The sequence below is a fragment of the Erwinia sp. AK-PDG3-5 genome, from assembly GCF_056821705.1.
In genome coordinates this window covers 1,174,396-1,196,632 of sequence record NZ_CM165967.1, presented here as the reverse complement: position 1 = coordinate 1,196,632, position 22,237 = coordinate 1,174,396, and the positions used below count along the sequence as shown (strand labels likewise).

The 22,237-nt window shown below is 52.3% G+C and carries 17 protein-coding genes, 1 tRNA gene, 3 rRNA genes and 1 other annotated feature; of the genes, 7 read left to right on the top strand and 14 right to left on the bottom strand.

From position 1 onward, the window contains the following. Positions 1-30: 30 nt before the first annotated feature. Positions 31-351 (top strand): YfiM family lipoprotein, encoded by a 321-nt coding sequence (locus tag AC1UKS_RS05485; protein ID WP_265911307.1) that lies wholly within the window; start codon positions 31-33, stop codon positions 349-351. On the opposite strand, the gene AC1UKS_RS05480 is transcribed toward AC1UKS_RS05485, so the two are convergent. The 8 genes from AC1UKS_RS05480 to rluD form a co-directional block, all read right to left on the bottom strand. After that, positions 348-1,652, bottom strand: coding sequence for an MFS family transporter (locus AC1UKS_RS05480; RefSeq protein WP_482436065.1), 1,305 nt, complete (start codon positions 1,650-1,652; stop codon positions 348-350). The two genes, AC1UKS_RS05485 and AC1UKS_RS05480, sit on opposite strands and share 4 nt — an antisense overlap. Positions 1,653-2,054: 402 nt before the next feature. Next, positions 2,055-2,170: ribosomal RNA gene (rrf, locus tag AC1UKS_RS05475) — 5S ribosomal RNA — on the bottom strand. 228 nt (positions 2,171-2,398) lie between these two features. Beyond that, positions 2,399-5,305: ribosomal RNA gene (locus AC1UKS_RS05470) — 23S ribosomal RNA — on the bottom strand. A 227-nt stretch (positions 5,306-5,532) separates the two neighbouring features. Further along, positions 5,533-5,608: transfer RNA gene (locus AC1UKS_RS05465), tRNA-Glu, on the bottom strand. A 73-nt stretch (positions 5,609-5,681) separates the two neighbouring features. After that, positions 5,682-7,222, bottom strand: a 16S ribosomal RNA gene (locus AC1UKS_RS05460). Together the 16S, 23S and 5S rRNA genes with 1 tRNA gene alongside form the textbook arrangement of a ribosomal RNA operon. A 474-nt stretch (positions 7,223-7,696) precedes the next feature. Beyond that, positions 7,697-10,270, bottom strand: coding sequence for an ATP-dependent chaperone ClpB (gene clpB, locus AC1UKS_RS05455; RefSeq protein WP_265908727.1), 2,574 nt, complete (start codon positions 10,268-10,270; stop codon positions 7,697-7,699). 125 nt (positions 10,271-10,395) lie between these two features. Then, positions 10,396-11,124: a purine nucleoside phosphorylase YfiH gene (gene yfiH / locus AC1UKS_RS05450; protein ID WP_482436064.1), complete on the bottom strand. Its 729-nt coding sequence runs from the start codon at positions 11,122-11,124 to the stop codon at positions 10,396-10,398. After that, on the bottom strand, positions 11,124-12,101 hold the full coding sequence (gene rluD / locus AC1UKS_RS05445) for a 23S rRNA pseudouridine(1911/1915/1917) synthase RluD (protein WP_482436063.1): 978 nt from the start codon (positions 12,099-12,101) through the stop codon (positions 11,124-11,126). The genes yfiH and rluD overlap by 1 nt, the downstream gene beginning before the upstream one ends. A gap of 130 nt (positions 12,102-12,231) precedes the next feature. Here rluD and bamD point away from each other — a divergent pair, with 130 nt between their 5' ends. The 5 genes from bamD (at position 12,232) to AC1UKS_RS05420 (ending at position 16,906) form a co-directional block, all read left to right on the top strand. After that, complete coding sequence (bamD, locus tag AC1UKS_RS05440) at positions 12,232-12,963, top strand: outer membrane protein assembly factor BamD (protein ID WP_265908723.1); 732 nt, start codon at positions 12,232-12,234, stop codon at positions 12,961-12,963. 268 nt (positions 12,964-13,231) lie between these two features. Continuing rightward, entirely contained in the window at positions 13,232-13,588 is a 357-nt protein-coding gene (gene raiA / locus AC1UKS_RS05435) for a ribosome-associated translation inhibitor RaiA (RefSeq protein ID WP_482436062.1), read from the top strand. A 97-nt stretch (positions 13,589-13,685) separates the two neighbouring features. Beyond that, positions 13,686-13,819: a sequence feature (Phe leader region), on the top strand. Between the two features lie 23 nt (positions 13,820-13,842). Continuing rightward, positions 13,843-15,003 (top strand): bifunctional chorismate mutase/prephenate dehydratase, encoded by a 1,161-nt coding sequence (pheA, locus tag AC1UKS_RS05430; RefSeq protein ID WP_053143930.1) that lies wholly within the window; start codon positions 13,843-13,845, stop codon positions 15,001-15,003. A 131-nt stretch (positions 15,004-15,134) separates the two neighbouring features. Further along, positions 15,135-16,187 (top strand): ABC transporter substrate-binding protein, encoded by a 1,053-nt coding sequence (locus AC1UKS_RS05425; protein WP_482436061.1) that lies wholly within the window; start codon positions 15,135-15,137, stop codon positions 16,185-16,187. Then, on the top strand, positions 16,187-16,906 hold the full coding sequence (locus tag AC1UKS_RS05420; RefSeq protein WP_482436060.1) for a substrate-binding domain-containing protein: 720 nt from the start codon (positions 16,187-16,189) through the stop codon (positions 16,904-16,906). The genes AC1UKS_RS05425 and AC1UKS_RS05420 overlap by 1 nt, the downstream gene beginning before the upstream one ends. A gap of 33 nt (positions 16,907-16,939) precedes the next feature. Here the strand turns inward: AC1UKS_RS05420 and tyrA are convergent, their stop codons facing one another. Both tyrA and AC1UKS_RS05410 read right to left on the bottom strand, forming a co-directional pair. Next, positions 16,940-18,061: a bifunctional chorismate mutase/prephenate dehydrogenase gene (gene tyrA / locus AC1UKS_RS05415; protein ID WP_482436059.1), complete on the bottom strand. Its 1,122-nt coding sequence runs from the start codon at positions 18,059-18,061 to the stop codon at positions 16,940-16,942. Positions 18,062-18,063: 2 nt separating this feature from the next. Next, entirely contained in the window at positions 18,064-19,143 is a 1,080-nt protein-coding gene (locus AC1UKS_RS05410; protein WP_151036735.1) for a 3-deoxy-7-phosphoheptulonate synthase, read from the bottom strand. A gap of 382 nt (positions 19,144-19,525) precedes the next feature. Between AC1UKS_RS05410 and AC1UKS_RS05405 the strand changes: the two genes are divergently transcribed. Next, positions 19,526-20,041, top strand: coding sequence for a GNAT family N-acetyltransferase (locus AC1UKS_RS05405; protein WP_151036734.1), 516 nt, complete (start codon positions 19,526-19,528; stop codon positions 20,039-20,041). Between the two features lie 61 nt (positions 20,042-20,102). Here AC1UKS_RS05405 and rplS read toward each other — a convergent pair whose 3' ends face one another. From rplS to rpsP, 4 genes are all read right to left on the bottom strand, one after another. After that, positions 20,103-20,465 carry a 50S ribosomal protein L19 gene (gene rplS, locus AC1UKS_RS05400; protein ID WP_013203485.1) on the bottom strand — a complete coding sequence of 121 codons (363 nt, stop codon included), beginning with the start codon at positions 20,463-20,465 and terminating at the stop codon, positions 20,103-20,105. Positions 20,466-20,543: 78 nt separating this feature from the next. Then, positions 20,544-21,299, bottom strand: a complete 756-nt coding sequence (gene trmD / locus AC1UKS_RS05395) for a tRNA (guanosine(37)-N1)-methyltransferase TrmD (RefSeq protein WP_482436058.1) — start codon at positions 21,297-21,299, stop codon at positions 20,544-20,546. Positions 21,300-21,316: 17 nt separating this feature from the next. Further along, a complete protein-coding gene (gene rimM, locus AC1UKS_RS05390) occupies positions 21,317-21,865 on the bottom strand; it encodes a ribosome maturation factor RimM (RefSeq protein WP_482436057.1) in 549 nt (182 codons plus the stop codon). Positions 21,866-21,883: 18 nt separating this feature from the next. Then, the gene (gene rpsP, locus AC1UKS_RS05385; protein ID WP_013203488.1) at positions 21,884-22,132 is read right to left on the bottom strand and encodes a 30S ribosomal protein S16; all 249 of its coding nucleotides are present in this window, start codon (positions 22,130-22,132) and stop codon (positions 21,884-21,886) included. Positions 22,133-22,237 lie beyond the last annotated feature (105 nt).

Sequence of the window (22,237 nt, the reverse complement as noted above, 5' to 3'; positions counted from 1 at the left end):
AGTGACGGGGCTTTTTTTTAAGGAGAAGTAATGCGCAAACTCGTGTTGCTGATGGTTTTCTTTTGCACCGGTTGTACTCATATGGCCAACGACAGCTGGACCGGTAAGGATAAAGCGGAGCATTTTGTTTCCTCTGCGGTACTGTCGGCGGCGGGAAGTGCTTATGGAGATAAACAGCACTGGCGAGAAGGCCGAAGCGCCAGCTTTGGCTTGATGTTTGCACTCAGTTTAGGCGCGGCGAAAGAGTTGTACGACAGTCGGGAGGGAGGTTCTGGCTGGAGCTGGAAAGATTTCAGTTGGGATGTAGCCGGTGCTGCCACCGGCTACACGTTATGGAGTCTTGCCCGTTAAAGCTTGATGCCATTCCCTCTTCGGTGCAGCATCAGCGACACCAGGAATGCAACGGCCCCCATCGCCGAGACATACCAGAAGAAGCTGGTCTCGCTGCCCGCTGCCTTCAGCGACAACGCCACATATTCTGCTGAACCGCCAAACAAAGCGTTGGCTACTGCGTAAGACAGTCCCACACCTAACGCGCGTACCTCCGGTGGAAACATCTCTGCCTTCAGGATCCCACTGATCGACGTATAGAAACTGGTGATCAGCAGTGAGATCATTACCAGCCCAAATGCCGCCCATGGACTACTGATGTTTTGCAGTAATGTCAGCACCGGCACGGTACATATCGCCGCCAGCCCACCAAAGATCAACATTGAGCTCCGGCGTCCAATTTTATCTGACAGCGCTCCAATCAACGGCTGGATCAGCATAAAAATGAACAGTGCAGCGGTCATCAGCATACTGGCCGTTCGCGCATCCATACCCGAAGTGTTTACCAGATACTTCTGCATATAGGTGGTAAAGGTATAGAAGCTTAGCGAGCCGCCCGCCGTAAAACCAAGCACCATAATGAACGCGCGACGGTGTTTCCACAGACCTCTCAGCGATCCGGCATCTTTATGCTGACGGGTTTTCTGATCGGATGTTTCATTCAGGGAACGGCGCAGATAGAGCGCAACGATGGCCAGCACGGCTCCGATTGCGAACGGTATTCTCCAGCCCCATGCACGAAGTTCTTCATCACTCAGGATCTGCTGCAGCACCACCACGGTTAGCAGTGCCATCAATTGCCCACCAATCAGGGTGACATACTGGAATGAGGCATAGAATCCCTTCTTCCCTTCTACAGCGACTTCACTCATATAGGTCGCGCTGGTGCCGTATTCGCCACCTACAGACAGTCCCTGGAACAAGCGCGCTAACAGCAGTAAAGCCGGCGCCCAGACACCGATGGTATCGTAACCCGGTAAACAGGCAATCACCAGCGATCCGAAACACATCATGCAGACTGAAATCAGCATTGATTTCTTACGACCGTGCTTGTCGCCAATGTAGCCAAACAGCCAGCCGCCGATGGGTCGCATCAGAAAGCCAGCGGCAAAGACGCCTGCGGTCTGTAACAGCTGAGTTGTTGGGTTTCCTGAAGGGAAAAAGACGTGAGCAAAATAGAGAGAACAGAATGAATAGACATAAAAATCAAACCATTCGACCAGATTTCCTGATGATGCACCAACAATTGCCCAGATACGTTGGCGCGTGGAGAGCGCATCGGCCGTAGCCTCAGGCTGCCGTTCTGACGTGGCATCTGCCATAGAATTAACCTCTTTTATTATTCCTTGCTAATAATTAGCGATAGAAGTGATACAACAACCGGTAGTAAACCTTACGGGCAAGATGTTAATGAATTGTTTTAAGTGTTAACGTTACAGAACTGTGAAGCAGGTTGGATTATAGAGTAAGTGTTTGAGATCGCCATAAATCAAGGGCCTCGTGCGCCAGCACGACGTCTTTTTTGTCTGGTTTTTTGGCTGATTCAGGGCTTTTCGTGGCCAGATGCCGGGATGGTCTGGGCCGTTCCGGCATAATTCCGGGCTGGTATTGGGGAGTTTTGATGCAGCATAGGGGATTTTGAGGGACTTTTTGAAGGGATTTTGCCGTTTAACGCACGCAAAAAAGCCCCATGCTTTCGCATGAGGCTTGTCTGCTTAATTGATGCCTGGCAGTTCCCTACTCTCGCATGGGGAGACCCCACACTACCATCGGCGCTACGGCGTTTCACTTCTGAGTTCGGCATGGGGTCAGGTGGGACCACCGCGCTAAAGCCGCCAGGCAAATTCTGTGCTCTGTCCTGTGTATTTCGCTCCGTGGCCGCGTTGGCCGCGCTTGTAAACTCAGTCACATACCTCAGTATGCTCCTTCCTTCACGGCGCTTGCCGCCTTGCCACAAAGCAAAATCCCACGGACCGGGGTCCGCAGAACAGATAATTCTTTATCCGGTTCAAGCTGAAAATATCTGTTTGTGTCTCTCAGACGCTCACCAGAACGCTTCTGGTGTTGTAAGGTTAAGCCTCACGGGTCATTAGTACCGGTTAGCTCAACGCATCGCTGCGCTTACACACCCGGCCTATCAACGTCGTAGTCTTCAACGTCCCTTCAGGGGCCTTAAAGGCCCAGGGAAGATTCATCTCGAGGCAAGTTTCGCGCTTAGATGCTTTCAGCGCTTATCTTTTCCGCACTTAGCTACCGGGCAATGCCATTGGCATGACAACCCGAACACCAGTGGTGCGTTCACTCCGGTCCTCTCGTACTAGGAGCAACCCCTCTCAATCTTCCAGCGCCCACGGCAGATAGGGACCGAACTGTCTCACGACGTTCTAAACCCAGCTCGCGTACCACTTTAAACGGCGAACAGCCGTACCCTTGGGACCTACTTCAGCCCCAGGATGTGATGAGCCGACATCGAGGTGCCAAACACCGCCGTCGATATGAACTCTTGGGCGGTATCAGCCTGTTATCCCCGGAGTACCTTTTATCCGTTGAGCGATGGCCCTTCCATTCAGAACCACCGGATCACTATGACCTGCTTTCGCACCTGCTCGAGCCGTCACTCTCGCAGTCAAGCTAGCTTATGCCATTGCACTAACCTCACGATGTCCGACCGTGATTAGCTAACCTTCGTGCTCCTCCGTTACTCTTTAGGAGGAGACCGCCCCAGTCAAACTACCCACCAGACACTGTCCCCACGCCGGATCACGGCGCCAGGTTAGAACATCAAACGTTAAAGGGTGGTATTTCAAGGTTGGCTCCACGCAGACTGGCGTCCACGCTTCAAAGCCTCCCACCTATCCTACACATCAAGGTTCAATATTCAGTGTCAAGCTATAGTAAAGGTTCACGGGGTCTTTCCGTCTTGCCGCGGGTACACTGCATCTTCACAGCGAGTTCAATTTCACTGAGTCTCGGGTGGAGACAGCCTGGCCATCATTACGCCATTCGTGCAGGTCGGAACTTACCCGACAAGGAATTTCGCTACCTTAGGACCGTTATAGTTACGGCCGCCGTTTACCGGGGCTTCGATCAAGAGCTTCTCCTTGCGGATAACCCCATCAATTAACCTTCCGGCACCGGGCAGGCGTCACACCGTATACGTCCACTTTCGTGTTTGCACAGTGCTGTGTTTTTAATAAACAGTTGCAGCCAGCTGGTATCTTCGACTGGCTTCAGCTCCGGGAGCAAGTCCCTTCACCTACGCGCCAGCGTGCCTTCTCCCGAAGTTACGGCACCATTTTGCCTAGTTCCTTCACCCGAGTTCTCTCAAGCGCCTTGGTATTCTCTACCTGACCACCTGTGTCGGTTTGGGGTACGATTCCGTGTTACCTGATGCTTAGAGGCTTTTCCTGGAAGCAGGGCATTTGTTACTTCAGCACCGTAGTGCCTCGTCATCACACCTCAGCGTTAAAAGAGTCCGGATTTACCTAAACTCTCCGCCTACATGCTTAAACCGGGACAACCGTCGCCCGGCTAACATAGCCTTCTCCGTCCCCCCTTCGCAGTAACACCGAGTACAGGAATATTAACCTGTTTCCCATCGACTACGCCTTTCGGCCTCGCCTTAGGGGTCGACTCACCCTGCCCCGATTAACGTTGGACAGGAACCCTTGGTCTTCCGGCGAGCGGGCTTTTCACCCGCTTTATCGTTACTTATGTCAGCATTCGCACTTCTGATACCTCCAGCAGACCTCACAGTCCACCTTCGACGGCTTACAGAACGCTCCCCTACCCAACAACGCCTAAGCGTCGCTGCCGCAGCTTCGGTGCATGGTTTAGCCCCGTTACATCTTCCGCGCAGGCCGACTCGACCAGTGAGCTATTACGCTTTCTTTAAATGATGGCTGCTTCTAAGCCAACATCCTGGCTGTCTGTGCCTTCCCACATCGTTTCCCACTTAACCATGACTTTGGGACCTTAGCTGGCGGTCTGGGTTGTTTCCCTCTTCACGACGGACGTTAGCACCCGCCGTGTGTCTCCCGTGATAACATTCTCCGGTATTCGCAGTTTGCATCGGGTTGGTAAGCCGGGATGGCCCCCTAGCCGAAACAGTGCTCTACCCCCGAAGATGAGTTCACGAGGCGCTACCTAAATAGCTTTCGGGGAGAACCAGCTATCTCCCGGTTTGATTGGCCTTTCACCCCCAGCCACAAGTCATCCGCTAATTTTTCAACATTAGTCGGTTCGGTCCTCCAGTTAGTGTTACCCAACCTTCAACCTGCCCATGGCTAGATCACCGGGTTTCGGGTCTATACCCTGCAACTTAACGCCCAGTTAAGACTCGGTTTCCCTTCGGCTCCCCTATACGGTTAACCTTGCTACAGAATATAAGTCGCTGACCCATTATACAAAAGGTACGCAGTCACACCACGAAGGTGCTCCCACTGCTTGTACGTACACGGTTTCAGGTTCTGTTTCACTCCCCTCGCCGGGGTTCTTTTCGCCTTTCCCTCACGGTACTGGTTCACTATCGGTCAGTCAGGAGTATTTAGCCTTGGAGGATGGTCCCCCCATATTCAGACAGGATGTCACGTGTCCCGCCCTACTCATCGAACTCACAGCAAGTGCATTTTTGTGTACGGGAGTATCACCCTGTACCCTGCGACTTTCCAGACGCTTCCACTAATGCACAAACTGATTCAGGTTCTGGGCTGTTCCCCGTTCGCTCGCCGCTACTGGGGGAATCTCGGTTGATTTCTTTTCCTCTGGGTACTTAGATGTTTCAGTTCCCCAGGTTCGCCTTGCAACACTATGTATTCATGTTGCAATGATGCACCAAAGTGCACCGGGTTTCCCCATTCGGGTATCGTCGGTTATTGCGGTTCATATCACCTTACCGACGCTTATCGCAGATTAGCACGCCCTTCATCGCCTCTGACTGCCTAGGCATCCACCGTGTACGCTTAGTCACTTAACCTCACAACCCACAAGCGTCCCGAAAGACACTGCTGTTGTAAGCATTTGAGAGACTCGAACATATCGTTGATTTCATTCTTATTACGGAGAATGAAAACGACATGTCGTTTCAATTTTCAGCTTGTTCCGGATTGTTAAAGAGCAAATATCTCAAACGTGACTCGTCCTTGCGGAGAGAATCAGTTTTGAGATACTGGTTGATAATGTCTTTCACTCATTATCAGGAGATGGCGTCCCCAAGGGGATTCGAACCCCTGTTACAGCCGTGAAAGGGCAGTGTCCTGGGCCTCTAGACGATGGGGACTCTGTTACTGTTGCTCATTACGTTTTCTATCAGACAATCTGTTGTGGACACTACGCGGGAAGGTATCTTCAGGTAAGGAGGTGATCCAACCGCAGGTTCCCCTACGGTTACCTTGTTACGACTTCACCCCAGTCATGAATCACAAAGTGGTAAGCGCCCTCCCGAAGGTTAAGCTACCTACTTCTTTTGCAACCCACTCCCATGGTGTGACGGGCGGTGTGTACAAGGCCCGGGAACGTATTCACCGTAGCATTCTGATCTACGATTACTAGCGATTCCGACTTCACGGAGTCGAGTTGCAGACTCCGATCCGGACTACGACGCACTTTGTGAGGTCCGCTTGCTCTCGCGAGTTCGCTTCTCTTTGTATGCGCCATTGTAGCACGTGTGTAGCCCTGGCCGTAAGGGCCATGATGACTTGACGTCATCCCCACCTTCCTCCGGTTTGTCACCGGCAGTCTCCTTTGAGTTCCCGACATTACTCGCTGGCAACAAAGGATAAGGGTTGCGCTCGTTGCGGGACTTAACCCAACATTTCACAACACGAGCTGACGACAGCCATGCAGCACCTGTCTCACGGTTCCCGAAGGCACTAAGGCATCTCTGCCGAATTCCGTGGATGTCAAGGCCAGGTAAGGTTCTTCGCGTTGCATCGAATTAAACCACATGCTCCACCGCTTGTGCGGGCCCCCGTCAATTCATTTGAGTTTTAACCTTGCGGCCGTACTCCCCAGGCGGTCGACTTAACGCGTTAGCTCCGGAAGCCACGCCTCAAGGGCACAACCTCCAAGTCGACATCGTTTACGGCGTGGACTACCAGGGTATCTAATCCTGTTTGCTCCCCACGCTTTCGCACCTGAGCGTCAGTCTTTGTCCAGGGGGCCGCCTTCGCCACCGGTATTCCTCCAGATCTCTACGCATTTCACCGCTACACCTGGAATTCTACCCCCCTCTACAAGACTCTAGCCTGCCAGTTTCAAATGCAGTTCCCAGGTTAAGCCCGGGGATTTCACATCTGACTTGACAGACCGCCTGCGTGCGCTTTACGCCCAGTAATTCCGATTAACGCTTGCACCCTCCGTATTACCGCGGCTGCTGGCACGGAGTTAGCCGGTGCTTCTTCTGCGGGTAACGTCAATCGACAGGGCTATTAACCCTGTCGCCTTCCTCCCCGCTGAAAGTACTTTACAACCCGAAGGCCTTCTTCATACACGCGGCATGGCTGCATCAGGCTTGCGCCCATTGTGCAATATTCCCCACTGCTGCCTCCCGTAGGAGTCTGGACCGTGTCTCAGTTCCAGTGTGGCTGGTCATCCTCTCAGACCAGCTAGGGATCGTCGCCTAGGTGAGCCATTACCCCACCTACTAGCTAATCCCATCTGGGCACATCCGATGGTGTGAGGCCCGAAGGTCCCCCACTTTGGTCCGAAGACGTTATGCGGTATTAGCTACCGTTTCCAGTAGTTATCCCCCTCCATCAGGCAGTTTCCCAGACATTACTCACCCGTCCGCCACTCGTCACCCGAGAGCAAGCTCTCTGTGCTACCGTTCGACTTGCATGTGTTAGGCCTGCCGCCAGCGTTCAATCTGAGCCATGATCAAACTCTTCAATTAAAAGTTCGATTTGCTGAAACAAGTTCAGCGGTGCTCAAGTGTAAAACGTCATAATGAATTTCATTATGTGTTCACTCTTAAGGCTTGATATTTTTTGCGCCTTGCGGCGCTGATATCAATCCTGCGAGTGCCCACACAGATTGTCTGATAAATTGTTAAAGAGCGTTGCGGTAAGGGCCTTGGCGCCTTACTGCGAGGTGGCGTATATTACGCTTCCCTCCTTCAGAGTCAACTTCTTTTTGGGAAGTTTTTCTCCGGCGATTCAGCTTCCTGAACCTCTGACCCGGTGACCGTGAAGTCGTTGCTCCGTGTCAGTGGAGGCGCAGTATAGGGAATTTCTGGAGACTGACAAGGGCTAAATGCAAAAAAACATTCAACCGCTCAATTTTCAACCCAAAACGCCAAATCAGCCCCTTTTACGACCACTTATTAAACAAAAATGGGCCCGAAGGCCCATTTTTGTTTTTACCACGATTACTGCTGAGCCACGATGGCATCGTCTTTTACATCCATTTCGATCGTTTTACCCGGAATCAGTGCACCAGAAAGTATCTGCTGCGCCAGCGGGTTCTCGATCTGCTGCTGGATAGCACGCTTCAACGGACGAGCACCATAAACCGGGTCATAGCCATTTTCAGCAAGCTTATGCAACGCAGCATCGGAAATGTGTAAGTCATATCCGCGATCGGCCAGGCGATCGTAAAGACGCTGCAACTGAATCTTGGCTATAGAAGCAATATGCTGCTCACCCAATGGATGGAAGACCACCAGCTCATCTATACGGTTAATGAACTCCGGACGGAAGTGCTGACCGACTACCGTCATCACCACGTCTTTCATTTCCGGATAGCTCAGCGCGCCAAACCGTTCCTGAATCAGATCGGAGCCCAGGTTAGAGGTCATGATCACCACCGTGTTACGGAAGTCGACCGTTCTACCCTGACCATCCGTCAAACGTCCATCATCCAGAACCTGCAGTAAGATGTTGAAGACATCCGGGTGCGCTTTCTCCACCTCATCCAACAGGATCACCGAATACGGCCGGCGACGGACGGCTTCAGTCAGGTAACCGCCCTCTTCATATCCGACATAACCTGGAGGTGCACCCACCAAACGGGATACTGAATGCTTCTCCATAAACTCTGACATATCGAGACGCACCATCGCATCGTCACTGTCGAACATAAAGTTAGCCAGCGCTTTGCACAGCTCGGTCTTACCCACACCTGTCGGGCCAAGGAACAGGAATGAACCAATTGGACGATTAGGATCCGCCAGACCCGCACGACTACGGCGAATCGCATTCGACACGGCTTCGACCGCTTCATTCTGTCCAATCACGCGCTGATGCAGATCCTGCTCCATACGCAGTAACTTATCGCGCTCCCCTTCCATCATCCTGTCGACAGGGATCCCGGTCCAGCGAGCCAGCACGTCAGCAATTTCAACTTCGGTCACCCGGTTACGCAGCAAACGCATGGTTTTGCCTTCAGACTGCGTAGCCAGAGCCAGCTGTTTTTCGAGCTCAGGGATTTTCCCGTACTGCAGTTCAGACATCTGAGCCAGATCGCCAAGACGACGCGCCTGTTCCATTGCCAGCTTCGCCTGTTCCAGCTCAGCTTTAATTGTCTGGGTGCCGGAAAGAGAGGCTTTCTCCGATTTCCACTCTTCTTCAAGCTCAGAGTAATCACGCTCTTTCTGGTTCAGCTCATCTTCCAGCATAGATAGACGTTTGATGCTGGCATCGTCAGTCTCTTTCTTCAGAGCCTGCTGCTCAAGCTTCAGCTGGATGATGCGGCGTTCCAGGCGATCCAGAGATTCCGGTTTTGAATCAATCTGCATACGAATGCTGGAACCGGCTTCATCAATCAGGTCGATGGCTTTATCCGGCAGCTGACGGTCGGCAATATAGCGATGCGATAAGGTTGCCGCAGCCACGATAGCCGGATCGGTGATCTGCACATGGTGGTGCAGCTCATAACGCTCTTTCAGACCACGCAGGATCGCGATGGTATCTTCCACGGTTGGCTCAGCCACATACACTTTCTGGAAACGACGCTCCAGAGCCGCATCTTTCTCAATATACTGACGATACTCATCGAGAGTGGTCGCGCCCACGCAGTGAAGCTCACCGCGAGCCAGTGCAGGTTTGAGCATGTTACCGGCATCCATCGCGCCGTCAGCTTTACCTGCGCCAACCATAGTATGCAGCTCATCAATAAACAGAATGACATTGCCTTCCTGTTTAGAGAGATCGTTCAGTACGGCTTTCAGACGCTCTTCGAACTCACCGCGGTATTTCGCGCCGGCCACCAGCGCACCCATATCAAGAGAAAGCACCCGGCGCCCTTTCAGCCCCTCCGGCACTTCTCCATTAATGATTCGCTGGGCAAGCCCTTCGACGATAGCGGTTTTACCTACACCAGGCTCACCGATCAAAACCGGGTTGTTTTTGGTACGGCGCTGCAGAACCTGAATGGTGCGACGAATTTCTTCATCACGACCAATCACCGGGTCCAGTTTGCCGGACTCAGCACGTTCGGTCAGGTCGATGGTGTATTTTTTCAGTGCCTGGCGCTGATCTTCAGCCCCTTGATCGTTCACGTTTTCGCCTCCACGCATTTGGTCAATTGCCTTGCTCAGTTTGTCAGTGGTCACACCGGCAGATTTCAGAAGATCGGCCAGCGAACCGCGCGACTCAAGAGCAGCCAGAACAAACAGTTCGGATGAAATGAAATTATCAGCACGTTTTTGAGCCAGCTTGTCACAGAGATTCAGAACACGAACCAGGTCCGCAGAAGGCTGAACATCGCCATCCGTTCCTTCCACCTGCGGCAAACGGCCGATAGCCTGTTCAACACTGCTGCGCAAAGCCGAGGTATCAACACCGGCGGTGGTCAGTAAAGGACGTACGGATCCGCCTTCCTGAGTCAGTAATGCACTCATTAAGTGGAGAGGTTCGATAAATTGATTGTCGCGACCCAGGGCTAAAGACTGGGCATCGGCGAGAGCAAGCTGGAATTTGTTAGTAAGACGATCCAGACGCATAATTCCCCCATTCAGGTCAAATTGCTACTGGAGATTAAATGAGGTCATCCCTCAAATTTTCAAGTTTAATGACCTAAATATTTTGGTGAAAAATACATCATTCTGGACCGTCTTATGGCGCTAGGTTATATCAGCCAGATCAAACTTGCCAGACGGCCGGTGACGCCATCGCGTCGGAAGGAGAAGAATTCAGTGGATTTTGAGACGGTGCAAAGGCCGCCACCCGAGATGTGGCGCACTCCGCTGTGGACTAAGCGCTCTCTGGCAAGTTGCCAAATATCCGCATAATATTTTTCACCAACAGGCCTGAAAGCCCTGTCACTGTGCATTTTTTGCGCTAAAAATGCGTCCCGAACCTCGGGACCCACTTCAAAAGCATCTGGCCCGATCGCCGGCCCCAGCCAGGCATGTATCTCTTGCGGCGGCGCATTAAATACTGCCAGCGTCGATTCCAGTACGCCCAGGCAAAGACCTCGCCAGCCAGCATGTGCCGCCGCCACTTCCTTGCCATCTGAAGAACAAAAAAGCACCGGCAAACAGTCGGCAGTCATCACGGCGCAAGGTATTCCGCGCTGACGTGTATAAGCGGCATCCGCCTTTAAGCTGTCAGGTCGACTGGCCGTCAGGTGAAGCACCTCAGCACCATGAACTTGTTCAAGCCAGACTGGCATTGCAGGCAGCTCGCCCAGCTCAACCAGACGCTGACGATTAGCCTGCACATGCAGAGGATTATCCCCCACATGTGCGCCAAGATTCAGTGAGTCCCACGGCAAGCGGCTTACGCCGCCCACTCGGGTTGAGCTGCATGCCCGCACAGTGGCAGGCAGCGCCCAGTCAGGCATGATCAGGCTCATTACCAGTCCATCTGATCCTTGAATTCAGCGGTATCCGCTTTCATCTCAGCGATCAGGTCAACCATATCCTGAGGCAACGGCGCATGCCATTCCATTTCAATGCCGCTAATCGGATGGTACAGGCGAAGCATGGTGGCATGCAGAGCCTGACGATCGAACTTACGCAACATCGCAATAAATGACTCCGACGCGCCCTTCGGCGGACGCGGACGGCCACCGTATAACTGATCGCCCACCAGCGGATGGTTAATGTGCGCCATATGGACACGGATCTGGTGAGTACGGCCGGTTTCCAGACGCAGACGCAGGCGCGTATGCACACGGAAATGTTCCATGATGCGGTAATGCGTAGTGGCAGGCTTACCCGTTGGGTGGACCGCCATATGCGTACGCTTGGTAGAGTGACGGCTGATTGGCTCGTCAACCGTACCGCCCGCCGTCATTCTGCCGATTGCCACAGCCTCATACTCACGGGTGATTTCTCTTAACTGCAGAAATTCCACCAAATGCGTTTGAGCTGGAACGGTCTTCGCCACCACCATCAAACCGGTGGTGTCTTTATCGAGGCGATGAACGATCCCCGCACGCGGCACATCAGCGATGGCCGGGAAGTGATGCAGCAATGCATTCAGTACGGTGCCATCGGGATTACCGGCACCTGGATGGACAACCAGACCGCGTGGTTTGTTGATGACCAGAATGTCTTCATCTTCATATACGATGTCTAAAGGAATGTCCTGCGCTTCCCAGCGTGCTTCTTCTTCAATTTCGGCATCAATAGCGATTTGTTCGCTACCAAGCACTTTTTCCTTCGGTTTGTCGATGATTACGCCATTGACGGTGACGCGACGGTCGAGAATCCACTCTTTTATGCGAGATCGAGAATAATCAGGGAACAATTCGGCCAAAGCCTGATCTAAGCGTTGTCCGAGTTGTGATTCGGATACCGTTGCGTTGAGTTTTACTTGTTGTGCCATAAACAGCTTCTTCGTTAACGTTGGGTTTTCACGGCGATGCCGTTTAATATAATGTGCTATTGTACCTGGTCACTATCGGGAGCTACATGGACAGCTTCCTGAATAACACTCTGAGGATAATCAAATCGTCATGACGCGTATGAAATATCTGGTGGCTGCAGCCACGTTGAGCCTGGCATTGGCGGGTTGTTCCGGTTCGAAGGAAACGGTGCCTGACAATCCGCCCGCTGAAATCTATGCCACAGCCCAGCAAAAACTGCAGGACGGTAACTTTAAAGGAGCAATAACGCAACTGGAAGCGCTTGATAACCGCTACCCGTTCGGCCCTTACTCCCAGCAAGTTCAGCTAGACTTGATCTACGCTTACTATAAAAATGCCGATTTGCCGCTGGCGCAGGCCGCAATTGACCGCTTCATGCGTCTGAATCCAACCCACCCGAATATTGATTACGTGATTTATATGCGTGGTCTGACGGATATGGCGCTGGACGACAGCGCACTGCAGGGCTTTTTCGGCATCGACCGCTCTGACCGCGATCCGACGCATGCGCGTGACGCTTTCCATGATTTCTCTCAGCTGCTGCGCGGTTACCCGAACAGTCAATATGCAACAGATGCAAGAAAGCGTCTGGTGTATCTGAAAGATCGTCTGGCGAAATATGAATTATCCGTTGCTCAATTCTACACTAAGCGCGAGGCTTATGTCGCAGTAGTTAACCGTGTTGAGCAAATGATGAAAGATTATCCGGACACTCAGGCTACGCGCACGGCACTGCCACTGATGGAAAATGCATACCGTCAGCTGCAGTTAAATGCTGAAGCGGACAAAGTCGCTAAGTTGATTGCAGCAAATCAGGCTTAAGCGTTGAAATGAAAAATGGCAGCCAGTGGCTGCCATTTTTTTGCTCAGAATTCCTGCTATTTGGCCAGTTCTCTTCTGAGTTATCCAGTCAATAATGCCCGCTAAAATGCGCCCCGACAACCCCCCTTTCCGCATTTCTCCTCCCATCTCACAGATTTTTCCACATTGACAAAAAGTGACAAAAAAACGTGATGTGAATCACGCATAAACCTCTTTTTCGAGGTATGCTGGACCTACATTCGACGGAAATGACAGAGAGGTAAGCACTATGGTTCTGAACATTACCAGCAAGCACATGGAAATCACTCCGGCTATCCGCCAACATGTCGAAGACCGTCTCGCCAAGCTCGAAAAATGGCAAACTGACCTGATAAAACCCCATATCGTTCTTTCAAAGGAGCCGAAGGAATTTGTCGCTGATGCCACCATCAATACGCCAAATGGCCCGCTGGTCGCCAGCGCGAAGCATGATGATATGTATACGGCTATCAATGATCTGATCGGAAAACTGGAACGCCAGCTGAACAAGGTTCAGCATAAAGGTGAAGCGCGTCGCGCCAATGCCAGTGTCAAAGACCTGAGCATCATCGATCAGGAATACCTGAGCATCATCGATCAGGAATAGACGTCAAAAGGAAGATAACGCGCCCCAGGGCGCGTTTTTTATTGACAGAAATAAAATGCAGCGGTTACTTTAAACGCTCTTCTGTTCTGGATACCACAATGCACAAACGACCGTTCTTCTTCGCATTCTTTTTTACCTTCTTTACCTTCCCCTGATTGGGAGGCAATTCGTCGTGTAAGAATGAATGCGAAGACGAACTACAAAGCCTCCCCCGCGGGAGGCTTTTTTTTTATGAACATCTGACAGGTAGCCTTATGACCCCTGAGAATCCCCTGCTCGGCCTGCGCGATAAAATCAGCGCGCTGGATGAACAACTGCTGAACATGCTTGCCCAACGCCGGGCGCTGGCGATTGAGGTTGCAACGGCGAAGATGGCAACACATCGTCCAATCCGCGACATCGACCGCGAGCGAGACCTGCTTGAGCATCTGATTACCCTTGGCAAAGGCCACAAGCTGGACGCGCATTACATCACGCGTCTGTTTCAGCTGATCATTGAAGACTCGGTGTTGACGCAGCAAGCCCTACTGCAAAAGCACCTCAATAAAACAACGGCTCAATCCGCACGGGTTGCCTTCCTCGGCCCGAAAGGTTCTTACTCCCATCTGGCCGCACGCAACTACGCCGCCCGCCATTTCGAGACGTTTATCGAAAGCGGCTGTCTGAAATTCCAGGACATCTTTAATCAGGTTGAAACCGGCCAGGCAGACTATGCGGTGTTGCCGATTGAAAATACCAGCTCCGGCTCGATCAACGATGTCTATGACCTGCTACAGCTGACCAGCCTTTCAATTGTTGGCGAGATGACCATTCCCATCGATCACTGCGTGCTGGTCAACGGCAGCACCGATCTGCAACAAATCGAGACGGTTTACAGTCATCCTCAGCCTTTCCAGCAGTGTAGCCAGTTCATTAATCGCTATCCGCACTGGAAGATTGAGTACACCGAAAGCACTGCTGCCGCAATGGAAAAAGTCGCCGCCATGAACTCGCCAAAAGTTGCCGCCATTGGCAGCGAAGCAGGCGGAGATCTTTATGGGCTGCAGGTACTGGAACGTAACCTGGCGAATCAGAAGCAAAATATCACCCGCTTCATTATCCTCGCCCGCAAACCGGTAGAGGTGACGCCGCAGGTTCCCGCTAAAACCACGCTGATTATGGCAACCGGCCAGCAAGCGGGTGCGCTGGTAGAAGCCCTGCTGGTTCTGCGTCAGCACAACCTGGTGATGAGCAAGCTGGAATCCCGTCCCATCAACGGCAATCCATGGGAAGAGATGTTTTATATCGATTTCCAGGGCAACCTGCGTTCCGATGAGGTTCAGCAGGCATTGAAAGAGCTGACGCCGATTACCCGTTCCCTGAAAGTGCTGGGTTGCTACCCGAGCGAAAACGTTATCCCGGTTGAACCTGAATAAGCTTTAACGCCTTCCAGGCATCGGCCATCTCAACCCGGCCGATGCCTCCTCGACTTGTTTGCGCAGAATCATTGTCTCCTTTCGACCTGACGCTATATTATGCTTTATATAACGTTACTCAGGGAATCACCATGTTGCGCGCCTTCAAGACTGCTGCTTTTACCACCCTACTCGCCCTTGCTCCTTTTTGCTCCCAGGCTGCCCGTCAGGTCACCGATCAGTTAGGCCGGCAGGTCACCATCCCGGATCGTGTCGATCGCGTGGTGGTTCTGCAGCATCAGACGCTGAATCTGTTAGTCCAGCTCGACGCGACCAATACCATGGTTGGCATTCTGGGTAACTGGAAACAACAGTTAGGAGACGGCTATCAGCGTCTGGTCCCGCAGCTGGCCACCATTCCTGCGCTGGGCGATCTGACGCATGTTGACGTGGAGAAATTGGTCGCGCTGCATCCGCAGGTAGTTTTTGTCACCAACTACGCCCCAAAAGAGATGATCGACCAGATCCAAAACCTTGGCATTGCGGTGATTGCGATTTCACTGCGTAGCGGTGATGAGAAACAGCAAGGTGAACTGAACCCTCAGTTACAAAACGAAGATCAGGCTTATAACCAGGGACTGAAGGACGGGATCAGATTGATCGGTGAGGTGGTAAACCATCAGCCACAGGCCGAAGCGCTGATTAAAGCGACCTTTGACGAGCGCCAGCAAACGGCGGATCGACTGAAAGACATTCCTGCCGAACGGCGGATCCGCGCTTATATGGCCAATCCTGACCTGACGACTTATGGTTCCGGAAAATACACCGGGTTGATGATGGCACATGCCGGTGCGTTGAACGTCGCGGCAGCCACGGTCAAAGGCTTCAAGCAGGTCTCGATGGAGCAAATCATCGCCTGGAACCCGCAGGTGATCTTTGTTCAGGACCGTTACCCAAAAGTGATCGATGAGATCAATCAGCAGCCAGCCTGGCAAGCCGTGGATGCGGTAAAAAATCACCGCGTTTATCTGATGCCTGAGTATGCAAAAGCCTGGGGTTACCCAATGCCAGAAGCGCTGGCACTGGGCGAGCTGTGGATGGCGAAGAAGCTGTATCCGGAAAAATTCAGCGACATCGATATGCAGAAAAGAGCCGACAGCTGGTATCAACGTTTCTACCGTACTCACTACGTTGGCGGTAATTGATGTGCAGCATAACGGTCTTAGCGGCCGGCAGCCTGCGGGTGGTCTGGCCCAGATTAATGACGGCATTCGAACGGGAAAGTGGCATCAGCGTGACAACTGAGTTTGGTCCTGCTGGCCTGCTGTTGCAACGCATCGAACAGGGCGAAGCCTGCGATCTGTTTGCGTCAGCCAACTCAGCCCATCCGCAGACTTTGCTTGATAAAGGACAGGCAATCCATACCGCCCTGTTTACCCACAATCAACTCTGTCTGAGCGTTACCGCTACGCTGGCTGCGCAAGGTCGTGACTGGTTAGATCTGTTGCGAGATCCGAACCTGCGCCTGGCAACGTCCACGCCATTGAACGATCCGTCAGGTGATTATACCTGGCAGCTTTTTGATCGTATTGAAGCGACGCATCCCGGAGAAGGCACGGCGTTAAAGCAGCGAGCGATGCCGCTGGTTGGTGGCCCGCAATGCACAGCCATCCCGGCCGGAGAACTGGCTGCGAGCTGGTTACTGAATACCAAACAGGCTGAGATGTTTATTGGCTATCAGAGCTACGCGCCATTGCTGAAAGAGAAGGGAAACATCGTGACGCTATCCATTCCCGCGCCCTGGCAAATCGCGGCTGATTATGCTTTTGCCGTGTGTCAGGAGCGTGCGCAACCAATGGCAGCATTTTTACTGTCAGTCAGGGCTCAGCAGATATTTAAGGATGCGGGTTTTTGCAGTAAATAGAAAAAGGCCGTTTCCGGCCTTTTAACTAGCAGATTACGGTCGGCTGTCATTCGCCTGGCGTAGCAGCGTACGGCTTTCCAGCATAAAGCGTTGGGCATAATCGCCGAACCAGTGCTCCACTTTACGGAAGCTGGTAATAAACGCCTGCTTATCGCCCTGTTCCAGCAGCTTGATAGCTTCACCGAATCGCTGGTAGTAACGTTTAATCAGCGCCAGATTGTTCTCGGACGACATAATGATGTCCGCATACAACTGTGGGTCCTGAGCAAACAGCCTGCCCACCATCGCCAACTCGAGTCGGTAGATTGGCGAGGAGAGCGCCAGCAGCTGTTCAAGCTGCACATTCTCTTCGGCCAGATGTAAGCCATAAGCGAAGGTTGCAAAGTGACGCAGCGCCTGAATAAAGGCCATGTTCTGATCGTGTTCCACCGCGCTGATGCGGTGTAGACGCGCCCCCCACACCTGAATCTGTTCCAGCAGCCATTGATAGGCCTCTGGCTGACGGCCATCACACCAAACCACTAACTGCTTCGCCAGACTTCCACTGTCAGGACCAAACATCGGGTGCAGGCCTAAAACCGGGCCGCTGTGCGCCGCCAACATCGCCTGCAACGGACTGTTTTTTACCGATGCCAGATCGACCAGAATACAGTCGTCAGGCAATGGCGGCAGCCCGGCAATCACCTGCTCGGTCAGGTGGATCGGTACGCTGATGATCACCATTCCGGCATCAGACAGCATACTGTCAGCCTGTTCCCAGTCTTCTTTATCGAGGATCTTCACCTGATAGCCGGACAGCGTGAGCATCTTTTCAAACAGACGCCCCATCTGCCCTCTGCCACCGACAATCACCACCGGACGCAGATCGGGATTCAGCGTTTTAAAGCCTTTATCATTTTCGCTGGTGTAGGATTCACGCATCACCCGCCGGAGAATATCTTCGATCAGGTCAGGCGGGACATCGAGCAACTCAGCTTCTTTGCGGCGTGAAGCCAGCATTGAGGCTTCACGCTCTGGAACATAAATCGGTAATCCATAACGGCTCTTTACCTCGCCGACTTCAGCGACGAGGTGCAGACGTTTGGCCAGCAGATCGAGCAGCGCTTTATCAACTTCATCAATTTGATCGCGTAGCGCGGTCAGTTCAGCCACCATAATTAACCCTCTTGCGACAGACGCGCCGCCAGCACTCCGTTCAGGTCCTGATGAATTTCACGCAGCAACGTTTCCGTAGTTTCCCAGTTGATGCAGGCATCAGTAACGGAAACGCCGTAGCGCATATCACTGCGCGGTTGCTCGGAAGACTGGTTGCCTTCGTGAATATTGCTTTCCAGCATCAGGCCCATAATTGAACGGTTGCCGTCTTTGATCTGCGCTACCGCAGATTCAGCCACGCCGGACTGACGACGAAAATCTTTGTTAGAATTGCCATGGCTGCAATCTATCATCAAGGAAGGACGGAGTCCCGCCTGTCGCATCTCTTTTTCACACTGCGCGACATCTTCCGGGCCGTAGTTCGGGCTTTTGCCGCCACGCAGGATCACATGACCATCGGGATTGCCCTGGGTCTGCAACAGGCACACCTGGCCACTCTGATTGATGCCGACAAAACGGTGAGGCATTGATGCCGCACGCATGGCGTTGATCGCCGTGCCCAGGCTGCCGTCAGTGCCATTTTTAAAGCCAACCGGCATGGATAGGCCCGATGCCATTTCGCGGTGAGTCTGAGATTCTGTGGTACGCGCACCAATTGCTGACCAGCTGAACAGATCGCCAAGGTATTGCGGGCTGTTAGGATCCAGCGCTTCGGTCGCCAGCGGCAGGCCCATTTCAACCAGGTCCAACAACAGACGGCGAGCAATGTGCAGACCGGCTTCCATATCGAAAGAGTTATCCATGTACGGATCGTTGATTAAGCCTTTCCAGCCAACGGTCGTACGGGGTTTTTCAAAATAGACACGCATAACGATGTACAACTGATCCTTCAGTTGATCGGAGAGACCTTTCAGCTGACGAGCATATTCCAACGCGGCTTCAGTATCGTGAATTGAGCAAGGTCCACAAACCACCAATAAACGGTGATCTTTGCCGCTGGTGATATCGGCAATGGTCTGGCGGGAAGCGGTGATTTGCGCTTCCAGCGCTGCATTCAGCGGGAACTGTTTTTTTAACTCTTCTGGCGTGATCAGAATCTGTTCGCCAGCGATATGGACATTATTAAGCGCGTCTTTTTGCATGATGGTCATCCTGTTTCTCTCGATATGCGTAGGTCAGCCCTCTATGGGGTGATTGATAATGTATCATATGCGATACAAAACTCAATCCACAGATGTACACTTTTATTACCACAACCAACCACCCTTTGATTTTAATTTAATAAATCCATACAAATCAATCATATAAATAACCAAGTGCACCCCTAACCCACAAATCATATGTACACTTAAATTTACACTCATATATGAAATTCCCCCTACTCCATTCCTGCCATCCCGTCACTTCAGGTTTTTTGCGCGTCCATAAAGGGCCCGGGTAGACATAAGATTCGTTCGTGAATGTTGAAATGATAACCTATGATGAAGATAACTAAGGATTAATCCCGCTAAAGGAGAGCCTGCAATGAAAATCCAGCTTCGCCCCTACCGTGATGAAGATGCTCCCGCATTCTCTCAAGCCGTGAATGATTCAATGGATACGTTGAGTCCCTGGTTACTGTGGGCGCACTCAGGATTCACGGAAGCCGAAGCCCGCCAGTGGTTCGCCATCTCTCATCTGCTGCGAGATAAAGGGGATGCCAATGAACTGGGGCTGTTCGCAGAAGACGGGCGCTTGCTGGGTGGCGCAGGGTTGCGCTACTCCAGAGATCAGAAGAATCATTGTTCCATCGGCTACTGGGTGCGCAGCAGTGAACAGCGTCAGGGGATTGCCAGCTCCGCGGTGCAGTATCTGGTCGATCTCGCCTGGCAAAGTCCGGAAAGAGAGATTGTTGAGATCCTGGCTGTTGAAGAGAATCTTGCCAGCCGGGGTGTGGCGCTAAAGTGTGGCGCGGAGTTTATCGGCATTAAGTACGGTTTGATCGTGCTGGACAGCGGTCCGGTGAACACCGCCATCTACCATTTTCACCGGCAGCGGTGAGGCAAATTTCAGGCACAAAAAAAGGGGCCGCCTTTCGGCCAGCCCCTTGTTCGCTATTAACTTAAGAAGTTGCTTTAGCGCCCAAACGTTCTTTGATACGTGCAGACTTACCAGTGCGCTCACGCAGATAGTACAGTTTAGCCTGACGCACGGCGCCACGACGTTTCACAGCAATGCTGTCGATAACCGGTGAGTGAGTCTGGAATACACGCTCAACACCTTCGCCGTTAGAAATTTTACGAACAGTGAATGCAGAGTGCAGACCGCGGTTACGAATAGCGATAACCACGCCCTCGAATGCCTGCAGACGTTTCTTAGAACCTTCAACGACCCATACTTTCACTTCCACGGAATCACCCGGACGGAATGAAGGTACGTCCTGTTTCATCTGCTCTTGTTCAATTTGCTTAATAATGTTGCTCATAATTAAATCTCTTATCCTGGGTAAACTGATATTCAGGCGCGCGGCGATTGCCGTGCATGCCCATCATCGTTATGTTGCTTAGCGAAGCTCCTTTTGGAACTCCTTCAGCAACTTTGCTTGCTCTTCAGTCAGAGCCAGGTTTTCCAGAAGTTCAGGTCTTCTTAGCCAGGTACGGCCCAACGACTGCTTCAGGCGCCAACGGCGAATTTCAGCATGGTTGCCCGACAGCAGAACTGACGGAACCTCCATCCCTTCTAACACTTCAGGTCGGGTGTAGTGTGGGCAATCCAGCAAACCGTTAGAAAACGAATCTTCATCGGCTGACGCCTGCTTACCCAGTACGCCTGGAATAAACCGGGCAACTGAATCAATCAGCGTCATTGCGGGTAGCTCCCCACCACTGAGTACGTAATCGCCAATCGACCATTCTTCATCGATTTCGGTTTTGATTACGCGCTCATCAATCCCTTCATAACGCCCACATACCAGAATCAGTTTCTGGTTGGTCGCCAGCTCGCAAACCCCATCTTGATCGAGTTTGCGCCCCTGAGGTGAAAGATAAATCACCTTAGCGCCTTCTCCTGCCGCCGCTTTTGCTGCGTGGATGGCATCCCGTAAGGGTTGAACCATCATTAGCATCCCCGGTCCGCCGCCGAATGGACGTTCGTCCACGGTACGGTGCCGGTCATGAGCGAAGTCACGAGGACTCCAGCTCTGGATGCTGAGCAGGCCATTTTTTACTGCCCGGCCAGTTACTCCGTAATCGGTAATCGCGCTGAACATCTCAGGGAACAGACTGATAACGCCAATCCACAGTGATGAAGCAGGTGCCATACCGTCTTGTCCGGAGCTCAAAAACCAGGATCCCAATCTACTTCAATGGTGCCGGTAGTGAGATCGACATTCTTGATAACCTGTCCATCAAGGAACGGAATTAACCGCTCCTTCGCACCGAATGCATCCTTCAGGTTTGCCTGTACGACGAGAACGTCGTTCGAACCGGTTTCCATCAACTCAGTGACTTTACCCAGCTCGTAACCTTCAGTGGTGACTACCTGGCAACCTATAAGGTCTTTCCAGTAGTAATCGCCGCCGTCCAGTTCCGGCAACTGCTTTGAGTCCACGACAATTTCGCAATTCGTCAGCAGACCGGCAGTGTCACGATCGTCAATGCCTTTGACTTTGATGATCATGTCCTGATTGTGGCGCTTCCAGCCTTCCAGCTCGACAAGCTGCCATTGACCCGCACGTTGGATAAACCACGGCTGATAGTCAAAAATGCTTTCGGCATCTTCGGTGGAGGAAAACACTTTGAGCCAACCACGGATACCGTAGGCTGATCCCATCTTCCCCAGAATTAACGGGTTAGCTGGAGACCGCGCGGCGAGTTGCTTGCTCATGTTGACCACCGTGACAGATTAAGCTGCTTTCTTAGCTTCTTTGACCAGCGCACCAACGCGGTCAGAAACAGTAGCGCCCTGGCCAACCCAGTGCTCAATGCGGTCCAGATCCAGACGCAGTGCTTCAGCCTGACCAGATGCGATCGGGTTGAAGAAACCAACGCGCTCGATGAAGCGACCGTTGCGAGCATTACGGCTGTCAGTGACGACTACCTGATAGAACGGACGCTTTTTAGCGCCGTGACGTGCCAAACGAATTGTTACCATAACATCCTCTTGAGTTAATAAAACACACGGGCCCCATTGAGGGAACGGGGCCCGAATGCAATATAAAAAGCCCGAAAATTTTACTCATTTTGGCGCAAAAAGCAA

Bases quoted from the DNA above. Each gene is read 5' to 3' on its own strand.
- AC1UKS_RS05485 (WP_265911307.1), top strand. From the start codon at position 31: ATGCGCAAACTCGTGTTGCTGATGGTTTTCTTTTGCACCGGTTGTACT.
- AC1UKS_RS05480 (WP_482436065.1), bottom strand. From the start codon at position 1,652: ATGGCAGATGCCACGTCAGAACGGCAGCCTGAGGCTACGGCCGATGCG.
- clpB (WP_265908727.1), bottom strand. From the start codon at position 10,270: ATGCGTCTGGATCGTCTTACTAACAAATTCCAGCTTGCTCTCGCCGAT.
- yfiH (WP_482436064.1), bottom strand. From the start codon at position 11,124: ATGAGCCTGATCATGCCTGACTGGGCGCTGCCTGCCACTGTGCGGGCA.
- rluD (WP_482436063.1), bottom strand. From the start codon at position 12,101: ATGGCACAACAAGTAAAACTCAACGCAACGGTATCCGAATCACAACTC.
- bamD (WP_265908723.1), top strand. From the start codon at position 12,232: ATGACGCGTATGAAATATCTGGTGGCTGCAGCCACGTTGAGCCTGGCA.
- raiA (WP_482436062.1), top strand. From the start codon at position 13,232: ATGGTTCTGAACATTACCAGCAAGCACATGGAAATCACTCCGGCTATC.
- pheA (WP_053143930.1), top strand. From the start codon at position 13,843: ATGACCCCTGAGAATCCCCTGCTCGGCCTGCGCGATAAAATCAGCGCG.
- AC1UKS_RS05425 (WP_482436061.1), top strand. From the start codon at position 15,135: ATGTTGCGCGCCTTCAAGACTGCTGCTTTTACCACCCTACTCGCCCTT.
- AC1UKS_RS05420 (WP_482436060.1), top strand. From the start codon at position 16,187: ATGTGCAGCATAACGGTCTTAGCGGCCGGCAGCCTGCGGGTGGTCTGG.
- tyrA (WP_482436059.1), bottom strand. From the start codon at position 18,061: ATGGTGGCTGAACTGACCGCGCTACGCGATCAAATTGATGAAGTTGAT.
- AC1UKS_RS05410 (WP_151036735.1), bottom strand. From the start codon at position 19,143: ATGCAAAAAGACGCGCTTAATAATGTCCATATCGCTGGCGAACAGATT.
- AC1UKS_RS05405 (WP_151036734.1), top strand. From the start codon at position 19,526: ATGAAAATCCAGCTTCGCCCCTACCGTGATGAAGATGCTCCCGCATTC.
- rplS (WP_013203485.1), bottom strand. From the start codon at position 20,465: ATGAGCAACATTATTAAGCAAATTGAACAAGAGCAGATGAAACAGGAC.
- trmD (WP_482436058.1), bottom strand. From the start codon at position 21,299: ATGGCACCTGCTTCATCACTGTGGATTGGCGTTATCAGTCTGTTCCCT.
- rimM (WP_482436057.1), bottom strand. From the start codon at position 21,865: ATGAGCAAGCAACTCGCCGCGCGGTCTCCAGCTAACCCGTTAATTCTG.
- rpsP (WP_013203488.1), bottom strand. From the start codon at position 22,132: ATGGTAACAATTCGTTTGGCACGTCACGGCGCTAAAAAGCGTCCGTTC.